Origin of the sequence: Collinsella sp. CLA-ER-H7 (genome assembly GCF_040092345.1) — a bacterium.
In the GTDB taxonomy this organism is placed as follows: domain Bacteria; phylum Actinomycetota; class Coriobacteriia; order Coriobacteriales; family Coriobacteriaceae; genus Collinsella.
The window spans coordinates 84,942-109,617 of sequence record NZ_JBBNLT010000004.1 but is presented as its reverse complement, the minus strand read 5'-3'; the positions used below and the strand labels follow the sequence as shown (position 1 = coordinate 109,617).

The window sequence follows — 24,676 nt, the reverse complement described above, 5'->3', positions numbered from 1 at the left end:
AGGGCCGTGCCTGCCGGCGGAATTCCGGTGGCACGGCCCTGTGATTTGGACGATATGTCGGCCTTACTCGGCGGGGGTTACGCTACCGTCCTGGAAGCCAACGTTGTTGTGGGCAAAGCAGTCCTCGTACTTAAAGCCGGAGAGCTCCTCGCAAAGCGCCTTGACCTCGGGCTTGACGTCGGCCATCTTGCCGCCCTCCTTGACGCGGCGGATCTCGTCGCAAAGGACGTCGCACTGCTCCTTGTCAATCTTGATGCCGCGGGCAAGGACAGCCGCGAGCAGGAAGAAGCCGGCGCAGCCGATGAGCATGTAGCCGCAGATGTACAGAGGCACGGTGGCGGGCTGGGTCACGGCGTCGCTGTTGCCGGCGGTCTGAATGAAGCCGGAGGCAGCAAGGACGATGGCCCATGCGTTAACGGCGATAGCCTGGGCGATCTGCTGGCAGAGCTGCTGAGCGGAGCTGTAGATGCCCTCGCGACGACGCAGGGTGATGAGCTCATCGACATCGGGGATGTAGTTGAGCAGAACATCGGGCAGGTACTGGAAGCCGACGTAGAAGAACTTCCAGATGGCGAAGATGATGGGGTAGGCGATCATGGCGATGGCGACCGTGGAGGTGCCATTGATCTGACCAAAGGCGAAGTAGTTGTAGGCGATGATGCACGCAGCGCAACCGACGTTGGCCAGGTACCAAGACTTGTGGAAGCCCTTCTTGGCCATGAGAGCGACCCAGATGGCGGTGCAGACGATAGCGACGACCTTGCCAGGCATCTCCATCACGGACTCGTAGGACTTAGGAATCTGCAGGCAGTAGACGATGAAGAAGGACAGGCAGGCAGACCAGCAGGCAGCAGCGAGCTTCGTGGAGACCTGTGCGTACAGGACCTTGCGGAAGGACTTGTTGCGGAAGGTGGAGATAACGTCGATGAAGAACTTCTTGATACCCTCGCCGACGCTCTCGATCTTCTCCTGAGCGACCTCCTCGGGGGTGTGCTCCCACGTGGACAGGTACACACAAAGCAGCGAGATTGCCATGACCGAAGCGTTGATCGTAGCGATGATGAAGTAGCTGAACGGGTTGGTCTCGCCGAAGGTGCCAAAGCCGAAGCCCACAAGTGCAGCCATCAGGAAGCCGGCGGCGTTACCAAAGAGATGCTTGTAGCCGGTGAGGTACGTACGCTCCTTAAAGTCGTCGGTCATCTCGATGGTAAGCGGCGACAGGTTGGCGGTGCAGAACGTGTACGCGACGTTGTAGATCAAGTACAGCACAAAGTAGTACGGGAAGCCAAACGGCGTAGCCACGAAGATGAGCGGCTCGGCGATCATCATCGGGATGGCCAGCAAAATCCAGAAACGGCGACGACCAAAGATGCGGCCAATCTTGGTGGCATAGAAGTTATCGGCCACAAAGCCCATCAGCGGGCAAAGAATGGCGTTGACATAGATGGCAAACGAGCTGATCAGTGCAGCCTCGCCTGCGGACAGGCCACACTCCGTGGACAGGAACAGCACCATGTAGCTGTGCGTAAAGGTCAGGGCACCGGAATTGAGCATACCGCCCATACCAAAGCCCAAGCGCGTCCAGAATGTGATCTTACGCTTTTTTCCGATCTTATTAGTCATCGAGCTCCCTCTCTTTTCTCGATTGTCTTGTAACAAGACATTTGAGTCCACACTGACATCTGTCTGCCCAGCATTTAGGGTGAACGTTTAGTTAGATTATGCACGATTGCTTATGATAGGTGAACGTTCACTTGAATAATATCCTTGAACGGTCGATTTTTACCGCCGAACGGACACAATTGAGGCTCTAAGACCTATTGTCTGCTGGTAAAGGTGTCATGCTGGACACCCATGAGATAGGTGAACGTTTATCGTATTTTCCAATTTTTTCACTTAACCACAAAACGAAAACCCCGCCGGGAATACTCCCGACGGGGCCGACGACATAGCGCTACGCTTGGGTGCATTTGCCACTACAGGCAGACGCCGTCCTTCCAGATGCTGATCTCGTGACAGCCACGGCGCTCGGCACTCGTGAGCTTACCGCTCGCCGTCTCCAGCACCAGCTGGTACAGATCGTGGGCAGCCTCGTCGAGCGTGCGCTCACCCGTGGCAATCACGCCAGCGTTAAAGTCCATCCAGTTGGCCTTGTGGTCGCACAAACGCTGATTGGTGAACACCTTGAGGGTAGGCGCCGGCGCGCCAAACGGTGTGCCGCGGCCGGTCGAGAACAGAATCACGTGGCAGCCGGCAGCCGTCAACGCCGTGGTGGATACCATGTCGTTGCCCGGACCGCACAGCATGTTCAGGCCGTGTTTATTTGCCTGGCCGGCATACGGCAGCACGTCGACGATGGGGGCAGATCCGCCCTTTTGCACGCAGCCGCAGCTCTTGTCCTCGAGCGTGGTAATACCGCCGTCCTTGTTGCCGGGACTCGGGTTCTCATAAACGACCTCGCCGTGGCTAATAAAGTAGTCCTTAAATCCATTGAGCATGTCGGAGGCAGCGTTAAAGACCTGCTCGTTCTCGCAACGGTCGAGCAGGATGCTCTCCGCGCCAAACATCTCGGGCACCTCGGTAAGCACCGACGTGCCGCCACGGGCGACGACCATATCGCTCACGCGACCGATCGTGGGGTTGGCGGTAATGCCCGAAAGACCGTCGGAGCCGCCACACTTAAGACCAATGACCAGCTCGGAGGCCGGAATGGGCTCGCGCTTGGACTGCTTTGCCAGGTCTGCCAGCTCGGCCAGAATCTTGTGGCCCTCGATTTGCTCGTCGGCTACATCCTGGCAGGTGAGAAAGCGAACGCGCTCGTGATCGAAGTCACCGAGCTCGTCGAGCACCTGCTGGTGTGTGCAGTTCTCGCAACCGAGCGACAGGAACAGCACGCCGGCCGCATTAGGGTGACGCGAGAGCGCCACCAGCAGACGACGCGTCTGGACATGGTCGGCGCCGGTCTGCGAGCAACCGAACGGATGCGGGAAGTAGTAGACGCCCTCCAGCGAGCCATCGACCAGATCCTGGGCCTGCTCGCACATGGCACGGGCGACTTCGTTGACACAGCCGACCGTGGGGATGATCCACAGCTCGTTGCGCGTCGCGGCACGACCGTCGGCGCGGCGGAACCCCATAAAGGTCTCGGGCTCAACCGACTCAACGACCGGATGCGTGGGGTTGTAGGTGTACTCGACCTCGCCCGAAAGGTTGGTCTTCACATTGTGCGTGTGGAGCCACTGACCGGGCTGGACATCGCCCGTCACATGGCCGATAGGAAGGCCGTACTTGATGACGTCCTCCCCCGCGGCAATCGAGCGCACGGCCATCTTATGACCCTGCGGAATATCCTCCGCGGCCACGACCTCGCCCACCCCGGGAACCGCGACGGCGGTGCCCTTGGCAAGCGGCGACAGCGCGACGATCACGTTGTCGGCCGGATTGATCTGGATAGTGTTCATTGCAAATGGTCCTAACCCTACAGGTTGAGCAGAAGTCGAGACGCGGGCACGCCGTCCCGCGCCCGCACCGGGAATTTACGCCTGAGCGTTGGCGAAGGCCTGCTTGGTGCCCTCGACGCGCACGACGGTGAGCGCGTTGACGACAAACTCCTCGAGACCGGCGATCTGCGTAAGGTCCTCGCCCCACATTTGCTCATTGGTGAGCACGTCGTGCACCAGCTCGGCATCATCTGCACCGGCGTGGGCGGCGTAGAAATCGAGCACGAAGGCATCGTCCTGAGCGGTGTACTCGGTGCCGTCGGCGCGGCGCAGGTGCAGGCCATCGCCCTCGCGAGCAACGAGCTCCTGAGTATAGAAGGCAATGAGCGTAGCGAGGCTCGTCGCCAGGCACTTGGGCAGGTTGCCGGTCTCGGCAACGTAGTCCTTGAGCGTGGGCAGGTCGCGAGCGCGCCACTTAGCCGTGGAGTTGAGGCAGATGGAGAGCAGCGCATGATCAATAAACGGGTTGTCGAAGCGGTTTTCGACGGCGGCGGCAAAGGCCTTGCAGTCCTCGACATCCAAGTCGGCGGCAAGCGTCGGAATGACCTCGTCGTAGAGCATGGTGTTCATGAAGCCGCGAATGGTCTCATCATGCATGCAGTCGCGCACGATATCAAAGCCGGCAACCCAGGAACCCGGGACAAAGGCGGTATGGGCACCGTTGAGGATGCGGACCTTGCGCTTTTTGTACGGGGTGACGTCGGGAGTCACAAAGACACCCGGAAGACCAGCCTTCACAAAGGGAAGCTTCTCGGCAAGCGACTCGTCGCCCTGGATGCCCCACATCTGGAAGGGCTCGCGCACGGCCAGGAAGGGATCCTCGTAGCCCAGACGCTCGGCAACCGCCGCGGCCTCCTTAGGATCGCGGATGCGACCCGGAACGATGGTGTCGACAAGCGTGGTGCAGACGGTGCAGTCGTTAGCCATCCACTGCGCAAACTCGTCCTCCCAGCCCCAGTCGCTCACATACTGGTTCATGATGCGCAGCAACTCCTCGCCGTTGTGATCGATGAGCTCGCAGGCGAGGACGATGACGCCCGGCTTACCGGCAGCCCAGCGGGTGTGGAGCACCTGGGCAAGCTTGGCGGGGAAGCTCGCAGGTGGCATGTCGTCGGCCTTGCAGGACGGATCATAGGCGATACCGGCCTCGGTGGTGTTGGAGACGATGATCTCTAGGTCGTCGGAGACGGCGACCTCCATCATGGCGCGATAGTCGTCCTCACGATACGGGTTAAGGCAGCGGCTGCAGGCGCTGATCACGCGGGACTCGTCAACCGTGTTGCCGTTCTCCTTGCCGCGCACCAGCACGGTGTACAGGTCGTCCTGGGCATTGATACCGTCGGCAAAGCCAAAGGCACCGCTGATGGGCTGCACCATGACGACCTTGCCGTTCCAGCCGGTGGCCTCGTTGCCCATGTCAAAGAAGCGGTCGACGAAGGCGCGCAGGAAATTGCCCTCGCCAAACTGCAGAACCTTCTCGGGAGCATCCTTGGGCAGCAGATAGCCCTTGTAGCCGATCTTCTCGAGCGCATCGTAGCTGATGTTCTCCATCTATGTGTCTCCTTAGATGTCTGTTAGCGTGCAAGCAAAACGGGGCGCCGCGTGTGGCAACGGCGCCCAGGGTTCAATGTGATTCGATGCGGGCTTAGGCCTCGACGGTGTCCAGGTCAAAGCCAAAGTAGCGGACCGCATTGTTGTAGCTGATGTCGCGCACGATACTGCCCAGCAGCTCCATGTCGGCCGGATACTTGCCCTGCTCGACCCACTCGCCGATCACGCTGCACAGCACGCGACGGAAGTACTCGTGGCGCGGATAGGACAGGAAGGAGCGGGAATCGGTAAGCATGCCCACAAAGTTGCCCAACACGCCCTCGTTAGCCAGAGCCGTAAGCTGCTCGCGCATGCCGACCTCGTTGTCGTTGAACCACCAGGCGGAGCCGTTCTGGATCTTACCGGCAGTCGGAGCCTCCTGGAAGCAACCCATGACGGTATCGATCATGGTGTTATCGATGGGGTTCAGGCTGTACAGGATGGTCTTGGGCAGGCCGCAGGTCTCCTGGATGGAGTTGAGGAAATCGGCGAGCTGGTCGGACGGCGTGTAGTTGGAGATGCAGTCGTAGCCGGTGTCGGGACCGAGTTTGGCGAACATGGCGCGGTTGTTGTCGCGCTTGCAGCCAAAGTGCAGCTGCATGGCCCAGCCCAGACGGACATACTCGCCGGCAACGAACTGCATAAAGGCAGTCTTGTACTTGAGGACCTCTTCCTCGGTAAGCGGCTCGGCAGCCAGACCCTTGGCAAAGATAGCCTCGATCTCGTCGGCGGTAGCCGGGACGTACATAACGTAGTCGAGTGCGTGGTCGGAGGCGCGGCAGCCCAGCTCGTGAGCAACGTCGTAGCGCTTGGAAATGGCAGCCTTCATGCCCTCAAAGTCGCTGACCTCAACGCCGGCAACCTCGGAAAGGTGCTTGCAGTAGTCGGCAAACTCCTGGCCGCGCTCGATGCGCAGAGCGGCATCGGGGCGCATGGCGGGAACGACCTGAACGTCAAAGCTGTCGTCGGCGGCAATCTTCTTGTGCCACTCAAAGCTGTCGGCGGGGTCGTCGGTAGTGCAGATCATGCGGACGTTGGACTGCTTGATCAGGTTGCGGCAGGTAAAGCTAGCCTCAGCGAGCTTGGCGTTGGCAAGGTCCCAGACCTCCTGGGCAGTCTTGCCGTTGAGGACGCCCTCGTAGCCAAAGTAGCGCTTAAGCTCCAGGTGGCTCCACTCAAAGACGGGGTTGCCAACGCAGCGACCCAGGGTCTCGGCCCACTTTTGGAACTTCTCGCGAGCAGGGGCGTCGCCAGTGATAAAACGCTCGTCGACGCCGTTGGCACGCATCAGGCGCCACTTGTAGTGGTCGCCGCCCAGCCAAACCTCGGTGATGTTCTCGAAACGCTTGTCCTCCCAAATCTCCTTAGGAGAAATGTGGCAGTGATAGTCGACGATGGGCATGCCCTCGGCAAAGTTGTGGAACAGCTCCTCGCCGGTCTTAGTGCTCAGCAGGAAATCCTGATCGTCCATAAAGTTTTTCATCAAACAGCCCCTTTGCTGGCAACGCGGGCGCACGGCGCGCTCGTTATCCTTTAGGTGAACGTTCACTATACTAATCCATTGCACCTCAAAAGGTGAACGTTCACCTAACCACCACGGGGTGAACGGTAGATTTTGCCCGTTCAACGGTTGCTGGGGATGTGACTTGCATGTATTGCGGACTGGTTGGCGTCCCCGAGCACCGAACTTGAGCGCTTTTGCTCAGGTGGGTCATGTCCCGACGTACATTTTTGGGAGTATTCAGCATTGGAGCGCGCCGTGCGCCATCCTCAGCGTCCTATTTGGAACGCAGATAGCGCCCGATCGGCATAAAAAGTGCCCCCGATGGCAAATTACGCCATCGGGGGCACTTAAAACAGTCGTTCTGCACCTCATTCAGGGCATGCCAATGCTGAATACTCCCAAAAATGCACGTCGCAAGAGGGGGTACCTGCTCAATCGGCTAAATACCCGCAAGTTCGCAGTAGCGGTCGACATTGCTGGCAAATACCATCTCGACGGCACCCTTCTGGACGGGCACCGTCGGGGTCCTTCCCCACAGCAGATAATCGCCCAGCGTCTTAGCGCCGCGATACGCCAGGCTCGTCGGGTCCTTATAGACAATATTGGTAAAGATACCGCGGCGCAAGGCCAGAGCACTTTCGGGAAACAGGTCGTTGCCGATCACCATGACCTGACCGGCCTTGCCGGTCGAGACGAGCGCGTCGGCAACCACTTCGGAACCAACGGCAAAAACGCTACAGATAAGTTCAGGGGCGTCCGGCGCACTCAAGCGCTTTTCGAGCTCATGCTCGAGTTGTTTGACTTGCGCATGGGCACCTGCAAGATCCTCAACCTGCCACGGAATATCACGTTCGCGCAGGTAATTGTGGAAGGCGCGGGCGGTTAGATAGTGCGAATCGGTATATGGGTCGCCTGTCAAAAGGAGCACGCGGGCGTCGGCCCCAGAAGCATGGACCAGGTTTGCCGCCTGCTCGGCCATAAGGCTGCCTGCCGTCGAATAATCGGCCAAGCTCGCACCCAAACGATTCAAATGCGGACGGTCGCCGTCGACAAGCTCAATCGTCACGCCCGCCTCGGCGATCTGCCCCAAAAGCTCAGTCGCACGATCGTCGCCCGGCGCATAGGCGAGCAAGCCATCAATCTTCTCGCCCACCTGCAGACGCTCGTCGATTTGCTCGAGTGCATCAGCGTAGCCGCCCACGCCAAATTCAACGCGCTCAACCGTAATGCCCCGGTCGATGACCTCCTGTTCAAAGCGATTGCAGCCTTCCCACAGGTAACGGAAAAAGTACGCTCCCTCGCGCGATGCGCGGGGCAGGCAAAACACCAGATTGATATCCTTGCGGCGCAGGCTTGAGGCACTTGTGTTGCGGTGATAGCCCATGGCCTCGGCCTTAGCGTTCACCTTGGCGCGCACGGATTCGCTCACGCCGGCCTTTCCCGTCAGGGCCTTGTGCACGGTATTGATGGAAACGCCAAGCTCGGCGGCTATGTCCTTCATGGTTACGCGAGCGCTCATGCGGTTACTCCGTTATAGATAAGTTGCCAATTAATAGTCCAGTTAACGATACCCCAAAAATACTCTTCGACTCGCCGTGCTCTCCCTCAAATGCACAAAGCGCCCCGCGAACGGATGCCCGCGGAGCGCTTGGATGTCCGGACCTTATTTGATACCGCGACCCAAGTCTTCGGCGATTTTGTCTACGCCCTTAAGTGCAGCGCACGTCTTTTTGTTGGAACAATGCCCCGTGCAAACGCCACCCTGAGCGCAGTCGGCGCAGGTGCCCTTGCGGTAGATGCGCACGCATACCGCGACAAACGCAATACCGATAACAGCCAGTACAACAATATCGATAGGTGCCATAGCAAGCCTCCTCTAGTTAACCACCACTTACTTTACCCCATTCTCCACCTACCAAAAAGGGACAGGTTTATTTTGGTCGGTTTTATCTGCGGAAACGCCACATCTTAACTTCTGGGGCAAAGTAATCTGTCTCCCATGCACAAAAAGCCCGAGTGTCGCTGGGACACCCGGGCTTTCGGAAAGGGGTTAATCCTTATTCGGACTTAAGCGGAAACTGCGGCGGAAGCAGTGTTGGTCTCGTCCTCGTCGGTCCAAGCGTGCTTGGGCATAGGACGGAAAATCTGGAAGAGCATCGCGACCAGCAGCACGATAGCCACAACCGTCCATAAGCCAAACTGCCCAAGGACAAGCAGGTTGTAGAACTGGTTGATGAACAGGCCGATCACCCAAGCAAAGGCGCACTCGTAACCGATGGCAATCGCGAACCACTTGCCGGAATCCATCTGGTTGCGGATGGCACCCATGGCAGCAAAGCACGGAGCGCACAGCAGGTTGAACGCGCCAAAGGCGACGCAAGCGCCCATGGTGGGGAACATGCCGGCAAACGCGGTCCACAGGCTCGGGTCGGTCTCGCCCGCGTCGGCAACGGACAGCAGCGAGCCGGCGGTGGCGACGACGTTCTCCTTGGCGACAAGGCCCGAGACGGACAGCGCTGTTGCCTGCCAGGTGCTAAAGCCAAGCGGGGCGAAGATCCAGGAGACCAGGTTGCCGAGCATGGCAAGCACGGAGTAGTCCATGAACTCCTCGGAGATGCCGTCCATCGCGGGCAGGTAGCCAAAGGAACCATTGTAGCTACCAAAGTTGGACAGGAACCAAACCACGACAGTGGACGCGAAGATGACCGTGCCGGCCTTCTTGATAAAGGCCCAGCAGCGCTCCCACACGTGCAGCGCCCAAGAGCGGATCGCCGGGAAGTGGTAGGCAGGAAGCTCCATAACGAACGGCGTCGGGCGACCGGCGAAGAGCTTGGTCTTTTTGAGCATGAGGCCCGAGGCGACGACGGCAAAGACGCCCAAGAAGTAGAAGAGCGGGCTGATCCACGCGGCGGTGGTGGAAGAATCGCCGATGATGGAGCCCATGAGCAGGGCGATGATCGGCAGCTTAGCGCCACAGGGAATGAACGTGGTGGTCATGACCGTCATGCGGCGGTCCTTCTCGTTCTCGATGGTCTTGGTGGCCATGACGCCGGGGACGCCGCAGCCCGAGGACACGAGCATGGGGATAAAGGACTTACCGGACAGGCCAAAGCGGCGGAACACGCGGTCCATGATGAAGGCGACGCGGGCCATATAGCCGCAGTCCTCCAGGAAGGACAGCATGACGAACAGCAGGAACATCTGCGGGACGAAGCCGAAGATGGCGCCCAGGCCGCCGACGATACCGTCACAGACGAGCGAATCGACCAGGCCGCCGTCCTCGGTGCCACCCGCCACAAGGGCGTCGTGCACCACGGTGGTAATACCCGGAACATAGGGGCCGTACTGCGCCGGGTCGACCGAGTCGGCATTGTCGCCCGCAGCCTCGACGGCCGCGTCGTAGGCGTCGCGGCCCTGACCGAGCACGTACCAACCGTCGGTACCGAAGAGCTGGTCGTTGGTGAAGTCGGTCACCGTGCCGCCCAAGGTAGAAACGGCGATGTAGTACACGCAGAACATGATGACCACAAAGATCGGCAGGCCCAGGATACGGTTGGTAACCACGCGGTCGATCTTCTCGGAGGTGCTCATCTTTGCCGGAGCCTTGGTCATGCACTCGTCGATGATGTGCGCGATGACGCCATAGCGCTCACCGGTGATGATGGACTCGGCATCGTCGTCGCAGTCCTGCTCGCACTGGGCGACCAGCTCCTCCACGCGAGCGGCCTTCTCCTTGGTGAGGTTGATGAGCTTGCAGGCGTCTGCATCACGCTCGAACAGCTTAACGGCGTAGTAGCGACGCTTGTTAGCAGGAACGCTCGCCGGCAGGTTGTTCTCGATGTGCGTCAGGACGTCCTCGATGGAGGAGTCGAACTTGTGCTCCGGCACCTGGCCCTTGGAAGCAGCGGACTTCTTGACCTGCTCGAAGAGCTCCTTGATGCCCTTGTTCTTAAGAGCCGAGATCATCATGACCGGGCAGCCGAGCTTCTTGGAGAGCTTGTCCGTGTCGATCTTATCGCCGTTCTTCTCGACCAGGTCGGCCATGTTGAGGGCAACGACCACGGGCAGGCCGGTCTCGATGACCTGAAGCGCCAGGTACAGGTTGCGCTCGAGGTTGGTGGCGTCGACAACCTGGACGACCACATCGGGCTCGCCGCTCATGAGGTAATCGCGTGAGCATTGCTCCTCGGGGCTGTAGGGGGAAAGCGAGTAGATGCCAGGGAGGTCCGTGATGGTAACGTTCTTGTCGCTTAGGAGCTTGGCTTCCTTTTTCTCAACCGTGACGCCGGGCCAGTTGCCAACGTAGCCGTTGGCGCCGGTGATCAGGTTGAAAAGCGTGGTCTTGCCGCAGTTGGGGTTACCCGCCAGCGCGACATGGATCTGAGAATCCGCCATTCAATCCTTCTTCCTTGTGTGCCTGCGCTGCTTTCTCCGCGCAGGCTGGATAATGTGCTTCAAATTGCAGCATTAAGTTAGAAATACCTAACTTTATCTGCAGAAAGATGCGCCACGAGTCCTTACTGAACCTCGACGACGGCGGCCTCCTCCTTGCGGATGGAAAGCTCGTAGCCGCGCACGTTGATCTCGACCGGATCACCGAGCGGCGCGACCTTCACGACCTTGAACGAAGTGCCCTTGATGAGCCCCAGGTCCATAAGGTGGCGGCGAAGCGCACCCTCACCGTGAAGCTTGACGATGGTAGAGCTCTCGCCCACCTTAACGTCACCCAACGTCTTCATCCTCTTGTCCCCCTTTCGGTTTTTATGAAATGCTGCAGACTAGCCGACGGTCATGATGTGCATGGCAACCTTGGAATCGATACCAAAGCGTGCGCCCAGCACAGTGACGATGATATTGGCGCCACTCGAGCTCACCACGTGGATTTCGCTGCCCTCGACAAAGCCGAGGTCCTTGAGGTGGTGTTTCATGTCCTCATTGCCCTTTACACGGGACACGCGCACGGTTTCGCCCGCTTTTACCATCGAAAGCGGCATGGCCGGCATCTGCGGTCCGCAAGACATGAGTGGCTCCTAACGTCAGTTCGTCCTTAACATCGACACGGTAAAAGTTAACCACGCCTATGTTCACTATAGTAAACTAACACGTGGTTAACTTTTTGGAAAGGGTCCGCATTCAGATTTCGAAAAAGTTTCCTATACGAAACAAAGGCGCCGCAAAGACTGTCTCTTTGCGGCGCCTTGCCATACCAATTGATGCAACAGAGGGGACTGCCCCTTTGTCACATTGTTGAGGTTAGAGCGAGAGGTTTCTGATCGACGTAACGCAGGAGGCCTCATCTACGCCCGAAACGCGAAAGATGATGTCCTCGCCGCACTCGCCGTAGAGAGCCATGAGTCCCATGACATCGCGGCCATCCGTGTGACGATCGCCGATGCTGACTGACACGTCGCTACGATGCTTGGCAATGATGTCATAGAGCAGCGCAACCGGGCGGGCATGTAGTCCCAACGGATCTTTAATCGTCTTCGTAAACTCGACCATGTCCCCTCCCGCGACATCGCACATCGGCCGGCAAAACCCAGCCACGTGGTAGTTATTGTAGCGTTAGATGCTTGTTGAGGGCGGGATGGAAATCGCATCCCATTTCGAGCGTCAATGATGGGACACAGTTTCCGCCAGAAAGCTCAACCGGAAAGCGCGTCCCGTTATTTGGCTGGATTCTGGGTCGCAGTTTCCAAAAGGACCCTGTTTGGGAAACTGCGACCCGTTTTGGACGCAAATTCCGGGTCGCAGTTTCCGCGACGCCCAGTCAACCTATGCCCTCGCAACGCCCGCGCATAAAAAACGAGGGAAGGCGCGCGTCCTTCCCTCGTTACGGGCAATATGTAGCCGCTTGCCTACATCAGGCGCAGGCTGACGTCCTTGAGCTGGGCGCCGGAAACGGCACTCGGGGCGCCCGACATGAGGTCGGAGCCGCTGGCCGTCTTGGGGAACGCCATGACGTCGCGGATGGAGTCGGAGCCGGTGAGCAGCATGCACACGCGGTCCAGGCCCAGAGCGAAACCGCCCATCGGGGGTGCACCAAACTTGAGCGCCTCCATGAGGAAGCCGAACTGAGACTCGGCACGCTCCTCGGTAAAGCCCAGGAGCTTGAGCATGGACATCTGCATCTCGGCGTTGTGGATACGCATACCGCCGCCGCCGGCCTCAAAGCCGTCCATGACAAAGTCGTAGGTGCACGAACCGGCTGCCAGCGGATCGGCCTCGATCTTGGCGATGTCGGTCTCGGTCGGCAGGGTAAAGGGCTGGTGCTCGGCAGCATAGGCCTTGCGGTCCTCATCCCAGTGGAACAGCGGGAAGTTGACGACCCACAGGAAGTCGTGGCCCTCGCGCTTGATCTCGAGCGCGTTGGCCATGTGGGAACGCATGCCGCCCAGGATCTCGTCAGAGAGCAGGCGCGGGCCGGCGGCGAACATCACAAGGTCGCCGGGCTCGACGTCCATGCGCTCGCGCAGAGCCGCCATCTCCTCGTCCGAGAAGAACTTGACGATGGGGCTGTTGATGGAGCCGTCCTCGCGGAAGGCGATCCATGCCAGGCCCTTGGCGCCAAACGTGGAGGCCACGCCGGCAAGCTTATCGATCTTGGCACGTGCCCAGGCACCGGCGCCCTTGGCGTTAATGGCCTTGACGGCAGAGCCCTCCTCGTTTGCGGCAGTCGCAAAGACCTTGAACTTGGAGTTGGCAAAGATGTCGGTCAGGTCGACCAGGTGCATGCCATAGCGGGTATCGGGCTTGTCGGAGCCATAGGTGTCCATGGCATCCCAGTAGTTCATGCGACGCAGCGGTGTGGGCATCTCGACACCCATGCGGCCGAAGGCATCGGACAGGACCTCTTCGAGTGCGCTCATGACATCGTTCTGGTCCACGAAGGACATCTCGATATCGACCTGGGTGAACTCGGGCTGACGGTCGGCACGCAGGTCCTCGTCGCGGAAGCACTTGGCAACCTGGTAGTAGCGCTCGACGCCACCGACCATGAGCAGCTGCTTCAGGAGCTGCGGGGACTGCGGCAGGGCGTAGAAGTTGCCCGGCTGAATACGGCTGGGAACGATGAAGTCGCGGGCGCCCTCGGGCGTGGACTTAAACAGGGAGGGCGTCTCAACCTCCATGAACTCACGGTTGTGCAGCGCCTCGCGAATGGCAAAGGTAAAGTCGGAGCGCAGCTTGAGGTTGGCCATCATCTCGGGACGACGGAGGTCCAGATAGCGATAGCGCAGACGGGTGTCCTCGCTGGTCTCGATGCCGTCCTCGATCTGGAACGGCGGGGTGACGGACGTGTTGAGCACCTCGGCGTGGTCGGTCAGGACCTCGATCTCGCCGGTCGCGAGCTTGGTGTTGGTGGTCTCCTCGCCACGGGAGCGCACGACGCCGTGGATCTTGATGGGCCACTCGGGACGCATGGTCTCGGCGATCTTAAAGGCGTCGCCGTCGGAGTGCTCGGGGTCGAAGGTGAGCTGCGTGATGCCCTCGCGGTCGCGAAGGTCGCAGAAAATAAGGCCGCCGTGGTCACGGCGACGGCTCACCCAACCGGTGAGGGTGACCTCTTCGCCCACGTTCTCGCGGCGAAGCTCGCCGCAGGTACGGGTGTGCATGGAATGCTCGTCGATGGGACGGGTCTGGCTCATACCAGTGATCCTCCTTTATGGATCTGTGCCGCCCCGTGTCGTTCCGGGCGGCGTCGTACAGATTTGCCCAGCCTGCGTAAACCGCGCAGCCAGACATGGCGTTCTATCTTATCGCACCTGCGTCGATGTGCCGCGGAAAAGTAGCTCCTGCCCAAAGACTTGACGGAGACGAAACAATTGACGCACCGTGACCGTCGCCGACGCGCGCCACGTGCGACAATGTGCCCCAATACAACTGCACTCGGAAAGGCCCGCCATGACTGCACGCCTCATCGTTATGGATATCGACTCCACGCTCATCAACCAGGAAGTCATCGACCTGTTGGGCGAGGAGGCCGGCGTAGGCGAGCAAGTGGCGCAGATCACTGAGCGCGCCATGCGCGGCGAGCTCGACTTTAAGCAGGCGCTCGAGGAGCGCGTGAAGCTGCTTGCCGGCTTGGACAAGAGCGTGTTCGAGCGCACCTTTGAGCGCGTGACGTTTACCCCCGGCGCGCTGGAGCTTGTGCGCTCGGCACACAGCAAGGGCTGGAAGGTTGGCGTCGTGAGTGGCGGCTTCCACGAGGTCGCCGACAAGATCGTGGCCGCCGCGGGCATCGACTTTTGCCTGGCTAACCGCCTGGAGGTCGTGGACGGCAAGCTCACCGGTAAGTTGGCAGCAGACATTGTGACCAAGGAGTCCAAGCTCATCCAGCTGCTGGACTGGGCAGTTGAGTGCGGCGTCGACATGGCCCACACGGTCGCTATTGGCGACGGCGCCAACGATATCCCCATGATTCAGGCCGCGGGCACTGGCATCGCGTTTTGCGCCAAGCCCAAAACGCGCGAAGCCGCCCCGTTTGCCATCGACGAGCGCAACCTGATGCTCGCCATGGACATCATCCTGCGCGACTAGCCGATCCGTCTAACAATTGAATTAGTCTGTCCTATAGTTTCCGAACAATTTTGTCTTAGTGTTCGGAAACATACCCTTTGAGTGCTAGACTTTGCGCCGTCGAAGGGAACATATATGGATAAGCGAGACCTAGAGCAGCTGCTGAGCGATGTTGCCGGCGGAGCAGTCACTCCGGCAGTCGCCCTCACGCGCATCCAGACGGCGCCGACCGCCGATCTGGGTTTTGCGCAGCTCGATCTTTCGCGCGGAGTGCGCCAGGGAGCCGGCGAGGTTGTCTACGGTGCCGGTAAAACCGCCGAGCAGATTGCCGCCATTATCGAAGCGCTGCGCGATGCCGGCCAGGAACGTATCCTGGTCACGCGCCTGGATGCCGAAAAAGCCGCGCGCACCGCTGAGCTTCTCGGCAACGGCATTGACCTGGGATATGTCCCGGACGCGCAGCTCGCCCTCGTGGGCGGCAAGCCCTCCCCTACCGGCAACGGACGCATCGTCGTCGCCTGCGCCGGCACGAGCGACTTACCCGTCGCCGAAGAAGCCGCGTTGACGGCCGAGTTCTATGGCAACGAGGTCGACCGCCTCTACGACGTAGGTGTCGCCGGCCTGCACCGCCTGCTCGCGCATGCCGAGGAACTTGCCCAGGCGCAGGTGGTCATCGCCATCGCCGGCATGGAGGGCGCGCTGGCGAGCGTTATCGGCGGTCTGGTGAGCTGTCCGGTCATCGCCGTTCCCACCAGCGTTGGCTACGGCGCAAGTTTTGGTGGCGTAGCCGCGCTGCTCGCCATGCTCAGCTCCTGTGCCAGCGGCGTTTCGGTCGTCAATATCGACAACGGCTTTGGCGCCGCCTACCAGGCAAGTCTTATCAATCATCTGAGCGCCGGCACACCCCGCGCCCGCTAAGGAGCATTCCATGTCCAATCATCAGCACACGCTTATCATCGACGGCACCTCGGGCATCAGCGGCGACATGACCGTCGCGGCCCTGCTCGATCTGGGCGCCAGCGAGGAGCACCTGCGCGAACAGCTCGCCACACTGCCGGTTGACGGGTTTGAGGTTGCCGTTACACACGTAAACAAGCATGGCATCGACGCCTGCGACTTTGACGTTCAGCTGGCAGAGGAGCTCGAGAACCACGATCACGATATGGCCTGGCTCTACGGCAACGAAGCAGCTGCCGAGCACGAGCACCACCATCATGACCATGGTGAGCACGAACACTGCCATGAGCATGATCATGAGGCCCACGGCCATGGCCACGAGGGGCATCATCACGCCCACCACCATCACCATCGTTCTTTGGCGGACGTCACCGCCATCATCGACGGCTCGCAGCTAAGCGATGGCGCTAAGCGTCGTGCGCTCGCCATCTTTACCGCGCTCGCCGCCGCCGAGGCCAAGGCCCACGGCAAAACGCCCGAGACCGTCATGTTCCACGAGGTAGGCGCCGTCGATTCCATCGTCGACGTCTGCTCTGTCGCCATCTGCCTCGATGACCTGGGTATTGAGGACATCGTGGTCGAGTCGCTCTCCGAGGGCCACGGAACCATCCACTGTGCCCACGGCCTTATGCCCATTCCCGTCCCCGCTGTCGTCAACCTGTGCCAGGCGGGCAATATCGCCCTCATGCCTGCACCAGTCGCTGGCGAGCTCGTGACGCCCACGGGCGCCGCCATCGTCACCGCGCTGCGCACGTCCGACCAACTGCCCTCACGCTACCACATCGAAGCCGTCGGCTACGGCGCCGGCAAGCGCCCCTACGAGGGTTGCTCCGGCACGCTCCGCTGTCTGCTCGTTCACGTGGATGCATAGCCATGGATGCCCGCAAAGAAAAAAGCCGCGCCGCCATCGTTGCGGCGTTCTCCGAGCTGCTACGCGAAGAGAACTACGGCAAGATTACCGTCGGCGACATCATCGCGCGCGCTCACGTAGGCCGTGCGACATTCTACGGTCTCTTTAAGAGCAAGGACGACCTACTGTCCGAGCTCGTGAGCGACATCTGCACCCACGCCCTCGACGACGATGGCACACCGCTCGACGACCCACTCGTGCAGGTCGAGCATATCCTCAACAACCTCTGGGAGCGCCGCCAGGGCGTTCGAGCCCTCGTAGCCGGCGCCGGCTCACGCGTCTTCGCCGACTGTCTCCGCAAGACCATCATGTCGCGCGCAGCCGAAACCGTCTCCGCCGACCCCACAGGCCCCGCCAGCACCATGGACCGCAGCTTCCTACTACACCACATAGCCTCAAGCTTCGTAGCCACCGTCCAATGGTGGGCCTGGCACAACTTTCAAGCAGATAAGGCCGACGTAGCCAAAGACTATCTCTCGGCCATAAAGCCCCTCTTCAGATAGACGCCCCCTCCCAAGGCGTCGTCGCTTCCCAAAGTGTCGCCCTCATCTCAACGCCCCAACAGCAAAGCGCCCCTCACACCCAATTTCAGATATATGTTGGGTTGCCTGTTCCGACGCGACTAAGATCCCGCAGCTGGCCGCATGGGGTAACTTCCCAGCGCATTCCGCAGGACGAAAGAACCCCCGCCGCACGAAGCGCGCAGCGGGGGTTCTTTCATGTCCGAGGACGCGCTGGGAAGTTACCCCATGCGGCCAGCGGACAACTATGTAGCCTTGAACTAGAACATGCCCAAGAAACCGTGCACAAACAGCGCGGCCAGAGCGGCACCGACAAACGGTGCGATGCCAGGAACGAGCAGGCCGTACTTCCAGTTGTTGTCGGCCTTGTTCTTAATCGGCAGCACCTGATAGGCCATGCGAGGACCAAGGTCACGAGCCTGGTTCATGGCGAAGCCGGTGATGCCGCCCATGCCCATACCAACGGCCCAAACGATCAGACCGACGCAGATAGCGAGCATCAAAACGTTCTCGCCAGCGCGGCTAGCGGCAGCAAGGATGGCGCTGATGAACACGAAGGTGCAGATAGCCTCGCAGAAGAAGTTACGGGCATAGTTGGTGCCCTCGGTGGTGGGGTTGGTCGAGAAGATGTTGCGCTGAGCAATGGGATCGATGACACCATCGGAAGCCTTGAACTCATCGGCATACATCAACCACGCGATCACGGCACCCGCAAAGCCGCCGAGCATATCGGCAACCATGAAGGGGATGCAGCTGCTCCACGGCACCAGGCCGACGATGCACTGGGCAAGCACCATGGCGGGGTTCATGCACACGGCGCCGCCAAAGACAAACAGGCAAACCGAGATGCCAAAAGACCAAGTGGTGATGGCAAACATATGACCAGAGCCCTGATACTTGGTGCCCTTGAGCACGGTATCGCAGTGTACGCCCACGCCAAAGATGATCATGAGGGCCGTTGCGCCGAATTCGCAGAGGAGTTTGGTAAGCATAAAACCTTATCTTTCTTGTCGGTTATAAACGATTCGTTTGGGCCACGCACTAGTGCTGCGCGACGACAACGCCCAGGCCATCGGGAATGACGGCAACCTTGGCATCGGCACCCTTCATCTCAAAGGCGAGCTTGAGCGCCTCATCGAGGGTGTTAACCGGCGTCATGTGCATATCCTTGATCATCTGGTGATCGCACAGGTCGGTAACCATGATCACAGGGTGATGCGCCAGGATGCGGGCAAAGATCTGGCTCGTCCACTGGTCGGGCAGGGTCTCGTCCTTAGGACGGTCGATGCAGGCGCGCTCAAACTCTGCCGGATCATTGTCGGCGATGTTGTGATAGAAGCCCTCGCCACCGTGACCGTCGGCACAACCGGCGACATCGATGATCACGCCGCCCTCGGGAAGCGTAGCCTCGGCAGAGCACATGCCCTTCACGGCCTGATAGATGTTCTGGTCGAGCGGGTAGCCGCCGTTGGTGGTAATGGCAATCTCGCACTCGACGGGCTCAACGCCGGCAAGGCTCTTCACGAACTCGCAGCCAGCCTCGTGCGCCTTGTGGATGTCGCCGGCAAAGGAGCCGATGACCTCGTGCTTGCCGTTGAGCACCACGTTGAGCACAAAGGCAAGGTGAGCCATCTCGGCAGCGGCAAACATGTCCTCGCTCACGTGGTTGTGGCACAGGTTGCCGGCACGCGAATGGGAATCGTTCACAAACTGACCGTTGTGGTTGTACATGATGGTCTTGTAGCTGGCGATACCAGGCAGGACGGACTTGCGGCTACCAGAGAAACCGGCAAAGAAGTGCGGCTCAATAAAGCCCTCGGCAAGCAGCAGATCGCAATCGGCAGCAATCTTGTTGATGATGCACTCGCCGCCAGAAGGCAGGGTGCCGATCTTTTTCATCATGCTGTCATCGGTCGCGACGTGCATAACGATTTCCTCGTTGGCAACGATCTCCTCGCCGTACTTGTTGACGAGCTCCTCGTGCGTCGACGGACGATGCATACCCGTAGCAACCAGAATACGCACGCGAGCCTCGGGCGCAGCAGAATGGATGTGATGCAGCAGAATAGGCATCGTCACACGCGAGGGAACGGGACGCGTATGATCGGAGCTAATGATGACGATATCCTTCTTGCCAGCACAAAGCTCCTCGAGCGAAGGCGAGCCATAAGGATTGGCAAGCGACTCCTCTACCAGCTCTTCCTGCGATTTCGTGGTCTTAAACTCGTTTTGATGACCTTCCATCACACCCGCGAAGTTCTTATCCTCGAGCTCCAGATGCAACGTCTTGTGGTCAAACGGCGGTTCACATTCAAACAATGACGAGCGCCCTCTTCCTTTTCAACTGACACACTAGATAAACCGTTGGAAGGATACGCCGCTCACCGAAAAACACCACCGTCCACCGACTCATTAACACAACGTTCATATTTGACCCACAACAAAACGGCCGCGATCCCGCTTGGGACCGCGGCCGCTACAGTCGTAAGGCGAGAAGCGCCAAATGCGCCACCGGGATAGACCCCATCCAAAACGCGCGAAGCGCACCAATATTCCCCCAGCCAGTAATCCGCCGAAGACCGGACATCGCAGGGCCCGCCATCAGTTTTCTTTTAGGCACACTCCGCAGGACGCAAGAAGCCCTCGCCGCACGAAGTGCGCAGCGAGGACTTCTTGCATGTCCGAGGACGTGCCTAAAAGAAAACTGATGGCGGGCCCGGACGACTACAGGGCTATCGATTACCCCGTGTTCTGCAATCCTGCCGAGACGCCGGTCACAGTCGAAAGAATCAGGCTCATGTATTCGGCCTTCTTCTCCTCGGCCATCTCATCCTGGTTCATACGCACCTCGCGAAGGGCGCGGACCTGGGCGATGGACAGGGCGTCGACGTAGGGGTTACGCACGCGAACGGCGCAGCCGAGCACGCGACGACGCTGCAGCGGCCACTCATCACCGACGATGGCAAGGACCCACTTACGCGTGAGCTGCATCTCGGTGAAGACCTTCTCGGACAAATCATCGCGGTCGCCCAGGTGCAGATACATCTTGGCGATACGCTGATCGGTCTTAGCGATCGACATCTCGATGTTGTCGATAAAGGTGCGGAAGAACGGCCACTCCTGGTAGGCAGCCTTGAGCTGGTCAAGATCGCCAAGCTGCTCGCAGGCGGTGCCCAGGCCGTACCAAGCGGCCAGGTTAATGCGCGCCTGGCTCCAGCTGAAGATCCACGGAATGGTACGCAGGTCGTCGAGCGACTTGGCGCCCAGGCCGCGCTTAGCGGGACGCGAGCCGATCGGCAGCAGACCGACCTCGGTCAGCGGCGTCACGGTCGAGAACCACGGTGTAAAGTCCTCGGTGTTCAGCAGGTCCAGATAGCGCTCGTGGCTTGCGGTGTTGAGCTTCTCGGCCATATCCCAGAACTTCTGCGTGGTCTCGGTGTTGGTCTTCTCGACACTCGGAGCCGACTGCAAAAGCGTTGCGGCGGCAACGGACTCAACATGGCGCTGAGCCAGCGTGCGGTTGCCGTAACGGGCAAAGATGACCTCGCCCTGCTCGGTGAGTTTAAAGAAGCAGTTAACCGAACCCTTGGGCTGCGCCAGCACGGCCTTGTTGGCCGGACCGCCGCCACGGCCCACGGCACCGCCGCGACCGTGCATGAGCACCAGGTCGATATCGTTCTTCTCTGCCCACTTGGCAATGCGCTCCTGCGCGGAGTGCAGCGCGAGCATAGCCGTGGTAGGACCGGCATCCTTGGAGGAGTCGGAATAGCCCAGCATGACCTCCATGCGGCGGTTGGTCTGGGCAAGGCGCTTCTGCACCACGGGCAGCGTAAGCATCTGGTCGAGCACGTCGACACAGCCCTCGAGGTCCTCGAGCTGCTCGAACAGCGGGATCACGTCGAGCTCGGGAACGTCCTCCTCGTGTGCAAAGGACAGGTGGGCAAGCTCAAAGACGTCGGCCACATGCTGGGCGCTCTTGGTGAACGAGATGATGTAGCGGTGCGCCATCTTCTTGCCGTAGCGCTTTTGGATGGAGCCGATAGCGCGGAAGGTATCGATGACCTCGCGCGTCATGGGCTGCAGGTCGCCATGGATACCGTTCTCGTGGATATCCTTGAGGGCGCGGGCGTGCACCACGGAATGCTGACGGAACTCCATCTCGACCATATGGAAGCCGAAGGACTCGACCTGCCAGATGATGGTTTGGACCGGACCGTAGGCGGCACGGACGGCTCCGCAGGCAGCAAGCGAACGCTGGACGACGCGCAGGTCATCCAGGAACTCGTCGGCGCTGTGGTACATGGTGTCGGTGATGCGGCGCACGGTGGCGTTCAGGCGGTCGGCCATGACGAGCATGACGGCGCGATGCGGCTCGTGCTCGGAGATCAGCTCGGCGCGGGCCGTGTAACGAGGGCTCATCTCGACCTGATGGTTCCACAGGTTAATGAGCTCGGCCGACGGCTTGCTGTAGGTAGCCTCGAGCGTGAGGTTGCGGCCGATGTGGCGGCACTTGTCCTCGAGCTTGAGCACCATGTGCGTAAAGTACTTGGCGGCGACCTCACGGCTCACCTTGGCGGTGACGTTGGGGTTACCGTCGCGGTCGGAACCGATCCAGCTGCCGGGATGGAAGAACGCCGGGCACAGCGGCGGCACAGTACCGGCCTTGTCGCCCAGCACCCAATCGTCAAAACGACGATAGATAACGGGGATAACGTCGAACAGCGTGTTATCGAAGATGTCGATGATGGTATCGGCTTCCTCGACCGGCGTGGGCTTCTTGAGCGCGATGGGACTCGTACGCACCAGGGCGTCGATCTCCTGCAGCATATGGCGCTCGTTCTCCACCAGGTCGGAGCCGCCCAGACGCGGACGCTCCTCCAGCAGGTTGGAGATACGGCGGATCTTGCCCTCGACGGCCTTACGACGGGCCTCGGTGGGATGTGCGGTAAAGACAGGGTGGAACTCGAGCTTGTCGAGCAGCTCGTTGGCACCCTCGACACCCAGCTCATTCACCAGCTGGTGATAGGCAACGGTAAGCTCGTTGGCAGGATCGACCTCGGTATCGGTCGACGCACCGGCCTCGCGCTCGCGCAGCTGCGCCACACGGTAGTTCTCCTCCGACAGGTTTGCCAGATGGAAAAAGCTCGTAAAGGCGCGAACGATGACCTGCTGCTTATCGAGCGGCAGGCTGTCGATCAAATCGACGACCTCACGAAATGCCACGGCAGTGGGCTCGTCGGCGGTGGGCACGCCCTGCTCGTCGACGGCTTCGTCGGCAGCGCAGGTACCGGGGTTGCCGGCATTGACCACAATCTCGGCTGTCAAAATCTTGTCGAACAGGTCCGCGATCTCGGGATCATACTCGCTAAGCACACGGCGCTCCAGGCGCAAGAACAGCGCCAGATTGTCGCGCAGCTCCTCGGGGATCTCGATCTCGGCGAGACGCTCCCTGGACTCGGCATTCGAGCCGATTCGGTTAACGAGGCGGTTGACCACGGCAGCGACGCGCGCCGCGGCTTCGGGTACAGACTGGTTGCTTAGGTTCTCAGCCACGTTTCCTCCCATTCCTCCTTCTATGCACGTAACATGCGGTATTCATTATAGGCGCTTGAGAAATACTTTCGACACTGATTGCGCTTTACCACACAAAAGTATTTTCTGCATTGCAAAGGTTTTTGCCCTAAATGGTCGTATTTCTCGGTGGGCGGCATACGTAAACGGGGGCATTCCGCATAAAAGCGAAACACCCCCGTAACAATCGCTCTCCATGAGCAGGGCACGTTAGCAGGCCCGAAGCTCAAAAAGATGCGCTACAGGCGCTCGCGAACCGCCTCGACGACGTTGTCCAGATCGGCGAGCACCTCGTCATGGCTCTGCATGTCGCGCACTTTGACCTTGCCGGCGGCAAGCTCGTCGCCACCCAGGACCAAGATGAGCTTGGCGCCTACCTTATCGGCTTGCTTAAACTGGGCCTTGAGCGAACGACCCTGATAGTCGGCCTCGGTCACGATACCTGCGGCGCGAAGCTCCTGCGTAATGGCAAAGACGTTCTGACGCAGCTCCTTGCCGGCGTTGGCGACATAGACGCACGGGGCCTCATCGGCACCCAAATCGCTGCCAAAGGCCTGCAGGGCCAGCAGGGCGCGCTCAAAACCGACAGCAAAGCCGACGCCCGCCGTGGGCTTGCCACCCTCGAGCTCGACCAGGCCATCGTAGCGGCCGCCGCCGCCGATGGAGCCGACGCCGGCGCCAGGGGCCTCGACCTCAAAGACAGTACGGGTGTAGTAGTCCAGGCCGCGCACCAAGGTGGGATCCTCGACATACTCGATACCGGCGGCATCCAGATAGCGCTTGACCTGCTCGTAGTGCTCGCGGCACTCATCGCACAGGTTGTCACCCATCAGCGGAGCCTCGGCCATGATCTCGCGGCAGTGGTCGTTCTTGCAGTCGAAGGCACGCAGCGGGTTGAGCTCGGCGCGCTCGCGGCACTCATCGCACATCTCGTCGGCGTGATCGAGGATGAACTGCTTAACCTGCTCGCGATAAGCCGGACGGCACTGGGCGTCACCCATCGAGTTGATGAGCAGACGAAGCTTGGAAAGATCGAAGCCCAGGCGCTTGTAGAACTCCATGAGCATGATGATGCACTCGGCGTCTGCCGCCGGATCGGGAGCGCCGAGCCACTCGATGCCCACCTGGTGGAACTGGCGCAGGCGGCCCTTCTGGGGACGCTCGCCGCGGAACATGGCCTCGGCGTAGTACGCCTTAAACGGCGTGGAGCCCTGGGGCACCAGGTTGTTCTCGACGACGGCGCGCACCACGCCGGCCGTGCCCTCGGGGCGAAGTGCCAGGCGCTGCTTGGGCTTGAGTTTGGTGTCGGTGCCCTCGGTAAAGACGCGCTCCAGGTTGGCACCGCTGAACACGCGGAACATTTCCTTGCGCACGACGTCGGTCGACTGGCCGATACCGTGGACAAACACGTCCACCTGCTCGATCGCGGGCGTCTCGATGGGTTTAAAACCAAACGGCTCGAACACGCCGGCCGCAATCTGCTGCATCTTTTGCCAGGCGCGCATCTCGGCGCCGATAAGGTCGCGGGTTCCCTCCGCCTTCTGTGCCTGCATGGGCAAACACCTTTCTTTTGTATCGCGTCATAGGTAATGGTCATTATACGGCA

Annotated in this window: 19 protein-coding genes; 4 read left to right on the top strand and 15 right to left on the bottom strand. The window is 60.2% G+C overall.

The genetic code is table 11. The features are described from left to right. Positions 1-63: 63 nt before the first annotated feature. The 11 genes from AAAX75_RS03750 to aspS all read right to left on the bottom strand — a co-directional run bounded on the left by AAAX75_RS03750 (position 64) and on the right by aspS (position 14,240). Positions 64-1,623 carry an MFS transporter gene (locus AAAX75_RS03750; RefSeq protein WP_215693149.1) on the bottom strand — a complete coding sequence of 520 codons (1,560 nt, stop codon included), beginning with the start codon at positions 1,621-1,623 and terminating at the stop codon, positions 64-66. A 353-nt stretch (positions 1,624-1,976) separates the two neighbouring features. After that, on the bottom strand, positions 1,977-3,461 hold the full coding sequence (locus tag AAAX75_RS03745) for an altronate dehydratase family protein (protein WP_349091142.1): 1,485 nt from the start codon (positions 3,459-3,461) through the stop codon (positions 1,977-1,979). A 75-nt stretch (positions 3,462-3,536) separates the two neighbouring features. Continuing rightward, positions 3,537-5,051 (bottom strand): tagaturonate reductase, encoded by a 1,515-nt coding sequence (locus AAAX75_RS03740; protein WP_349091141.1) that lies wholly within the window; start codon positions 5,049-5,051, stop codon positions 3,537-3,539. A 94-nt stretch (positions 5,052-5,145) separates the two neighbouring features. Beyond that, positions 5,146-6,573, bottom strand: a complete 1,428-nt coding sequence (gene uxaC / locus AAAX75_RS03735) for a glucuronate isomerase (RefSeq protein WP_055309673.1) — start codon at positions 6,571-6,573, stop codon at positions 5,146-5,148. 460 nt (positions 6,574-7,033) lie between these two features. Continuing rightward, entirely contained in the window at positions 7,034-8,113 is a 1,080-nt protein-coding gene (locus AAAX75_RS03730) for a substrate-binding domain-containing protein (protein WP_055309672.1), read from the bottom strand. Positions 8,114-8,257: 144 nt separating this feature from the next. After that, the gene (locus AAAX75_RS03725; protein ID WP_035136858.1) at positions 8,258-8,458 is read right to left on the bottom strand and encodes a hypothetical protein; all 201 of its coding nucleotides are present in this window, start codon (positions 8,456-8,458) and stop codon (positions 8,258-8,260) included. 203 nt (positions 8,459-8,661) lie between these two features. After that, a complete protein-coding gene (locus tag AAAX75_RS03720; protein ID WP_349091140.1) occupies positions 8,662-10,989 on the bottom strand; it encodes a ferrous iron transporter B in 2,328 nt (775 codons plus the stop codon). A 122-nt stretch (positions 10,990-11,111) separates the two neighbouring features. Beyond that, the gene (locus tag AAAX75_RS03715) at positions 11,112-11,333 is read right to left on the bottom strand and encodes a FeoA family protein (RefSeq protein ID WP_006234774.1); all 222 of its coding nucleotides are present in this window, start codon (positions 11,331-11,333) and stop codon (positions 11,112-11,114) included. A gap of 39 nt (positions 11,334-11,372) precedes the next feature. Beyond that, entirely contained in the window at positions 11,373-11,615 is a 243-nt protein-coding gene (locus AAAX75_RS03710) for a FeoA family protein (protein WP_040358815.1), read from the bottom strand. Positions 11,616-11,847: 232 nt separating this feature from the next. Further along, positions 11,848-12,096, bottom strand: coding sequence for an HPr family phosphocarrier protein (locus AAAX75_RS03705; protein ID WP_022094361.1), 249 nt, complete (start codon positions 12,094-12,096; stop codon positions 11,848-11,850). A 356-nt stretch (positions 12,097-12,452) separates the two neighbouring features. Continuing rightward, positions 12,453-14,240, bottom strand: coding sequence for an aspartate--tRNA ligase (gene aspS / locus AAAX75_RS03700; RefSeq protein ID WP_349091139.1), 1,788 nt, complete (start codon positions 14,238-14,240; stop codon positions 12,453-12,455). A gap of 256 nt (positions 14,241-14,496) precedes the next feature. On the opposite strand from aspS, the gene serB reads away from it, so the two are divergent. The 4 genes from serB (at position 14,497) to AAAX75_RS03680 (ending at position 17,481) form a co-directional block, all read left to right on the top strand. Next, positions 14,497-15,132, top strand: coding sequence for a phosphoserine phosphatase SerB (gene serB / locus AAAX75_RS03695; RefSeq protein ID WP_349091138.1), 636 nt, complete (start codon positions 14,497-14,499; stop codon positions 15,130-15,132). A 114-nt stretch (positions 15,133-15,246) separates the two neighbouring features. Next, positions 15,247-16,029 (top strand): nickel pincer cofactor biosynthesis protein LarB, encoded by a 783-nt coding sequence (gene larB / locus AAAX75_RS03690; RefSeq protein WP_349091137.1) that lies wholly within the window; start codon positions 15,247-15,249, stop codon positions 16,027-16,029. Between the two features lie 10 nt (positions 16,030-16,039). Continuing rightward, a complete protein-coding gene (locus AAAX75_RS03685; protein WP_349091135.1) occupies positions 16,040-16,939 on the top strand; it encodes a LarC family nickel insertion protein in 900 nt (299 codons plus the stop codon). Between the two features lie 2 nt (positions 16,940-16,941). Then, positions 16,942-17,481, top strand: a complete 540-nt coding sequence (locus tag AAAX75_RS03680) for a TetR/AcrR family transcriptional regulator (RefSeq protein WP_349091134.1) — start codon at positions 16,942-16,944, stop codon at positions 17,479-17,481. A gap of 278 nt (positions 17,482-17,759) precedes the next feature. Here the strand turns inward: AAAX75_RS03680 and larD are convergent, their stop codons facing one another. The 4 genes from larD to hisS form a co-directional block, all read right to left on the bottom strand. Next, on the bottom strand, positions 17,760-18,491 hold the full coding sequence (larD, locus tag AAAX75_RS03675; protein WP_349091133.1) for a D/L-lactic acid transporter LarD: 732 nt from the start codon (positions 18,489-18,491) through the stop codon (positions 17,760-17,762). A gap of 49 nt (positions 18,492-18,540) precedes the next feature. Continuing rightward, on the bottom strand, positions 18,541-19,818 hold the full coding sequence (gene larA, locus AAAX75_RS03670; RefSeq protein ID WP_349091132.1) for a nickel-dependent lactate racemase: 1,278 nt from the start codon (positions 19,816-19,818) through the stop codon (positions 18,541-18,543). A 420-nt stretch (positions 19,819-20,238) separates the two neighbouring features. Next, positions 20,239-22,971, bottom strand: a complete 2,733-nt coding sequence (locus tag AAAX75_RS03665) for a phosphoenolpyruvate carboxylase (protein WP_346964898.1) — start codon at positions 22,969-22,971, stop codon at positions 20,239-20,241. Positions 22,972-23,309: 338 nt separating this feature from the next. Beyond that, positions 23,310-24,623 carry a histidine--tRNA ligase gene (gene hisS / locus AAAX75_RS03660; protein WP_117640032.1) on the bottom strand — a complete coding sequence of 438 codons (1,314 nt, stop codon included), beginning with the start codon at positions 24,621-24,623 and terminating at the stop codon, positions 23,310-23,312. Positions 24,624-24,676: the final 53 nt, after the last annotated feature.